The sequence below is a fragment of the Streptomyces sp. genome, assembly GCF_036524955.1.
Taxonomy (GTDB): Bacteria; Actinomycetota; Actinomycetes; order Streptomycetales; family Streptomycetaceae; genus Actinacidiphila.
Genome location: NZ_DATDBG010000116.1, coordinates 1 through 5,371, shown reverse-complemented (window position 1 = coordinate 5,371; position 5,371 = coordinate 1). Strand labels below are relative to the sequence as shown.

Sequence of the window (5,371 nt, the reverse complement as noted above, 5' to 3'; positions counted from 1 at the left end):
AACGGACGAGGCCGGCAAGCCGGCCGCCGAGGACGGTCTGTTCGGCGCGGCCGGCGCCGACCCCGCGGCGAAGGAGGGCCGGACCGCGGCCAGCGGCGCCGCGGCCCGTATCGCCCGCGAGTCCCGGGCGGCCTTCTCGCTGCACGACGCCAGTACGTACATCGGCGGCTCCATCGGCTCGGTCAACTTCCAGCTCGGCGGCGGCTTCCAGGGGCTGCTGGCCGGGCCGCTGCCGGCGGAGGAGTTGCAGCGGCTGCGCCGCCGGTTCACCGAGCCGCCCCGCTACGCCGAGTTCAAGCGGCGGTTGCGCGAGGACCGGCTGCTGGTCCTGTCGGGGCAGCCCGGCACCGGCCGGATGTTCACCGCCCTGTCGCTCCTGGACGACCTCGGCCGCGGCAAGGTGTCCCGGCTCGACCCCGGCTCGGACCTGACCACGCTCGGTGCCGACGGCAACTCCCTCGCGGAGGGCCACGGTTACGCCCTGGAACCCGCCGACGGCCGGCTGCCCGACGAACTCCACCTCGACCGGCTCGGCCGGCTGCTCGCCGACCGCGGCTCCTATGCCGTACTGCTCGCCGTTCCGGACCCGGGCGCCCCGGGCTGGCACCACACCCGCTACTACCGGGCGCACGAACCGGCCGACCCCGACGCCGTACTCGACGGGCACCTCGACGCCGAACTCGACGGGCGGCCGGCCGGGGTGAAGGAGGCGGCGCTGCGGCTGGCGGTCAGGCCGGACGTGCGGGCCGCGCTCGGCCTGGAGTCGCTGCTGCCCGCCGAGGCCGCCCGGTTCGCCCGGCTGCTGGCCCGGCACGTCACCGGCGGCCTGGCCGAGGACCGGCTGCTCGCCGAGTGCCGGGGCTTCGCGGTGGAGCAGGTCCGGCAGTGGTTCGCCGGCGGCGCGCAGGCGGAGTCGCTGCCCGCGCTGCGGGACGCCGCCTACCGCATCGCGCTGGCCGTCTTCGGCCAGAGCTCCTTCAGCGTCGTCGCCGAGGCGGCGGAACTGCTCGCCTGGGAGCTGGCCGTCACCATCGAGCCGGAACGGGTCACCGGCCGGCCGCTGCTCAGCGACGGTCTGGAGGCCCGGCTCGCCTCGGCCCGCGCCACCGTCGAAGCCCGCCGACAGCCCGTCGTGGCCGGTCAGGACATCCCGGTCCGCACGGTGCGGTTCCGCGGGGAGCGGCTGGCGCCGGCGCTCCTGGCGCACCTGTGGGAGCACCACCACAACATGCGCGGCCCGGTGCTGCGCTGGCTCGACTCGCTCTGCCAGGACCGGCGCGAGGACGTGTGGACCAGGGCCGCGGTGGCCGCCGGTGAGCTGTGCCGCCACGACTGTGCCCACACCCTCAGCGAGCTGCTGGTCCCGATGGCCGAGGCGGAACAGGCCAGACGCGGCGTCTTCGTGGCGACCGCCCTGGAGAGCGTGCTGACCGACCCCCAGGTGGGCGCGGCGCTGCGGTCCCTGGTCAGCGGCTGGGCGGACGGCTCGGACGTCAATCTGCGGTGGACGGCCGCCGCCGTGCTCAGCCGCGGCACCGCGACCGCCACCGTGGCCGAGGCGCTGGGCCGGCTCGGCCGGATCGGCACCTGGGAGGAGGGGCGGCTGCGGGCGGTGGCCGCGGAGAGCGTCGTGCACCTGGCGGGCGCCGGTGCCGGCCGCGAGCCGCTGGCCAGGATTCGCGGCTGGCTCGGCGACAACCGCCGCCTGCACCAGGATCTGGGTCTGGTCGCCACGGTGCTGCTGGCCGACTTCCTGGTGGAGCACCTGTGGAACCCCGCCCCCGCGCTGGCCGGGCGCGAGAGGTGGCCACTGCCGCTGGCGATCGCCGCCGCGCACCCGGAGCGGGCGGCGGAGATCGCCGGTCTGATCTGGACGGCGCTCAACACCAGCCGCTCGTACCGGACCGCGCTCGACGCGGTGGCCGGCTGGCTGCGCGCCTGCCGGGGCAAGCCGTGGGAGGAAGAGCTGCTGCGGTTCCTGCCGCTGCTGGCGCTGACGCCCGACGACCGGCAGCGGCTGCTGTCGCTGATCAAGGAGTTGTCCGAGGATCCCGACGATCCTCTGGGACAGGAGCAGACCCGCCGGCTGCGGCAGGCGGTCACGGAAGGAGGGAATCGATGACGCAGAACGCATGGCCGCCGCCGGGACCGGGCGGCAGGCCCCCGCAGTTCGCCCAGCAGCAGGAAGTGGAGCTGCCGCTGCAACTCCAGGGGCCGTTCGTCAGGGAGTTCGTCCCGCAGACCACGTACAAGCACCGCGGCGCCCAGATCGCCTCGGTCGTCTTCTACGGCAACGGCGGGCACAGTGTGATCACCGTGCGGGGGTCGCAGCACCACGGCAAGCCCATGTTCGGGCGCCCCACGTCGGTGTGCCACATCGCGCGCGGCCGGCACCAGGTGTCCTTCGAGATGGAGTTGCCCACCCTCGGCGACCAGGCGAACTTCCAGTGCGCGGTGGACGTCAACTGGGAGGTCCAGGACTTCCACCTGGTCGCCGAGAAGCGCGTGGTGGACGTGGAGAAGATGCTGCGCCCGCCGCTGCTCGCACGGCTGCGGATGATCACCCGCCGGCACCGGCTGGACGGCGCGCAGGCCGCCGACGAGGCGATCCAGGCGGAACTGGCCGACGGCCGGTGGACCTCCTTCGGCGCGGACCTCGGCCTGGCGACCGAGGTCTTCGTACGGATCGACCTCGGGCGCGCGGCGGCCGACCACAACCAGGACATCGTGCAGGTGCGGCACAACGCGACCGTGCAGTCCGCGATCGACCAGGCCGCCGCGGCCCGCGTCAAGGCCAACCTGCCGGCGGCGCGGCAGCTCATCGAGGCCGGCGAGGCCGAGCACTACGTCCACCTGCTCGCCCAGGACCCGGCCCGCGCGGCCGACGTCCTCGGCGCGCTCCAGATCCAGGCGAAGGAGCAGCGGCAGGGCGCCCTGGAGTACCTGACGCGGCTGATCGACCAGGGGATCGTCCAGCGGCACCAGGTGGAGGGGCAGGTGCAGATGCTGATCGACTTCGCGCGGACGGTCGGCGGGAAGGTCTTCGAAGGGGGGTTGCCGCAGCCCGCGACCGCGCTCGCGACGCCGCCGGTGATTCGGCCGGCGATCCCGCCGGGCGCCCCGCAGCCGGAGGACGGCGCGGCGCCTTCCGCTCCGGCCGCGCAGACTCCCCCGCTGCCGCCGATGCCGCCACTGCCTCCGGTCGTGCCGGTGTCTCCGGTGGTGCCGGCGCCCCCGGCCGCGGTCAACGGTACGGCCGGGCCCGAGGCGGACGGCGGCCCCGCGGTGCCGGACGGGGAAGGAGAGTCCCTGGATGGGCAGGGCGGCTGACCCCGCCACGGACCCGGAGACCACCCTCTACGTCGCCGAACGGCTGCTCGCCACCGTTCGCGACGATGTCGCGCGCGCGGACACCAAGGCCGCGGTGCTGCTTTCCGGCGCCCTGGCGATGCCCGCGCTGCTGCTCGGCGGCAGGTGGTCCCCGCAGCAGCCGGCGGGACCGTGGCTGGCGCCGCTCTTTCTGGGCGGCGCCGTGTGGGCGGCCGGCGTCGCCCTGCTGGTGTGGGCGATCCTGCCGCGCACCCGTACGTCCCGCGCCACCCCCGGCGTCACCTACTTCGCCGACGCCCACCGCGGCCAGGACTCCGCCGCGCTGCTCCGCGCGGTGGCGGCGGCGGGCGAGGACCGGGTGGGCTGGCTGATGACCCAGTTCGTGGACATGAGCGTCATCCTCACCGCCAAGTACCGCTGCCTGCGCTGGGGCATCTGCTGTCTCGCCCCGGGCTTCGTGCTCTGCGCCGCGGCCCTCACCGCGGGCGCCTGAGCGCCGCCCCCGGGCGTACGGGCACTGCTGCGCCGGTCAGGGTTCGCCGGTCAAGGAGCGGCGTCCGGTGCGGTGCGTCGCAAGGCGCCGGACCGGCCTCGAAGCGGGCCTGCCCGGTCGACGCGGCAACACCGCGACGTGCCGTGCCGGACCGCCTCGTAGCCCGCTCGGTCGACGCGGCAACACCGCGCGGCGCCGTGCCGGGCGTCCCACGGGGCGGACTTCGGCTGACGCGGCGCTAGCCCGGCGCGTCGTCGCCGGGCCCGGGTTCGCCGGACCTGGGTTCGCCGGACCGGCTTTCGGCGGCCGGAGGTGCTGCGGGCTGCGGGGTCGCGGCACCTGAGCCGAGGGCGGGCCGGGCGGTGCGCAGGGTGCGTACCTGGGGGGAGAGCAGGGCGGCGGCGGTGGCGATGACCACCAGGGCGGCGCAGCCGAGCAGGACACGGTCGGTGCCGAGGGCGCCGGCCGCGGGGCCGGCGGCCAGCAGGCCGAGCGGGGCGAAAGCGAGGGAGCCGAACCAGTCGTAGGAGCTGACCCGCGACAGGGCCTCCTCCGGCACCTCCCGCTGGATGGTGGTGGACCACAGGACGGCGAAGACGTCGGAGGAGACACCCGCGCAGAACATCGCCGCCGCGATCACCCACACCGGCGCCCCACCTCCGAGCAGGGCGATCGGCACGGCGGCGGGGAACGTGGCCAGCACCGCCACCAGCACCGGGCGCTCGACCCGCACCCGCACGGCCAGTCCCGCACCCGCGATCGTGCCCAGTGCCTGCGCGGCCACGATGACCGACCACGCCCGCGCACCGCCGAGATTCCGCTCGGCGGCCAGCGGCCCCAGCACACCCGCGGTGGCGTTCAGCGCGGCGACCACGACCGTGTACTGGGCGACCACCGCCCACAGCCACTGCCGCGAGGAGAACTCGTGCCAGCCCTCCCGCAGATCCGCCCATCCCGACGACTTCCTGCGGGGCCGCTCCGCGATCCGCAGCCTCGCGGTCAGCGCGGCGCTGACCACGAAGGAGCAGGCGTTGAGGGCGAGGGCCCAGCCGGCGCCGATCCAGGCGACGGTCACGCCGGACAGCGCGAGCCCCAGCAGCAGAGAGGTGTTGGCGGCGACCCGCAGCAGCCCGTTGGCCTGCTGGAGCCGGTCGGCCGGCACCACCAGCGGCACGACACCGTCCATCGCGGGTGCGAACAACGCGGTCGCCGTGCCGGCCGCCACCGCCAGCATGCACAGCAGCGCCAACGGCGCGTGCGCGGTCAGCACCAGTGCCGCGAGACCGGCGTACGCCCCGGCGCCCACCACATCGGCCACCGCCATCAACCGGGAGCGCGACATCCGGTCCGCGATCACCCCGCCGACCAGAATGAACACCAGTTGCGGCGCCGCCTGACAGTGAGGATGTAGATGGCACCGCTCGGGGGTCTGACCCTCCGCCTGACTGACGCTCCGGCTGTCCTTGGGTTGAATTGTCGACCGTCCGGGCGGTGCCGCCAAGTACTGCGCCGGTCGGGAGCTTGTGACCTCATAGGAGCCCGGCCAAA

The 5,371-nt window shown here is 75.1% G+C and carries 4 protein-coding genes; 3 read left to right on the top strand and 1 reads right to left on the bottom strand.

From position 1 onward, the window contains the following. The 3 genes from VIW71_RS09735 to VIW71_RS09725 all read left to right on the top strand — a co-directional run. A partial coding sequence (locus VIW71_RS09735; protein ID WP_331621673.1) for a hypothetical protein occupies positions 1-2,122 on the top strand: 2,122 nt, incomplete at its 5' end. Then, the gene (locus tag VIW71_RS09730; protein ID WP_331621672.1) at positions 2,119-3,330 is read left to right on the top strand and encodes a hypothetical protein; all 1,212 of its coding nucleotides are present in this window, start codon (positions 2,119-2,121) and stop codon (positions 3,328-3,330) included. The genes VIW71_RS09735 and VIW71_RS09730, both read left to right, overlap by 4 nt. Continuing rightward, complete coding sequence (locus tag VIW71_RS09725) at positions 3,314-3,823, top strand: Pycsar system effector family protein (RefSeq protein WP_331621671.1); 510 nt, start codon at positions 3,314-3,316, stop codon at positions 3,821-3,823. The genes VIW71_RS09730 and VIW71_RS09725 overlap by 17 nt, the downstream gene beginning before the upstream one ends. 238 nt (positions 3,824-4,061) lie before the next feature. On the opposite strand, the gene VIW71_RS09720 is transcribed toward VIW71_RS09725, so the two are convergent. Beyond that, on the bottom strand, positions 4,062-5,324 hold the full coding sequence (locus VIW71_RS09720) for an MFS transporter (protein ID WP_414720712.1): 1,263 nt from the start codon (positions 5,322-5,324) through the stop codon (positions 4,062-4,064). Positions 5,325-5,371: the final 47 nt, after the last annotated feature.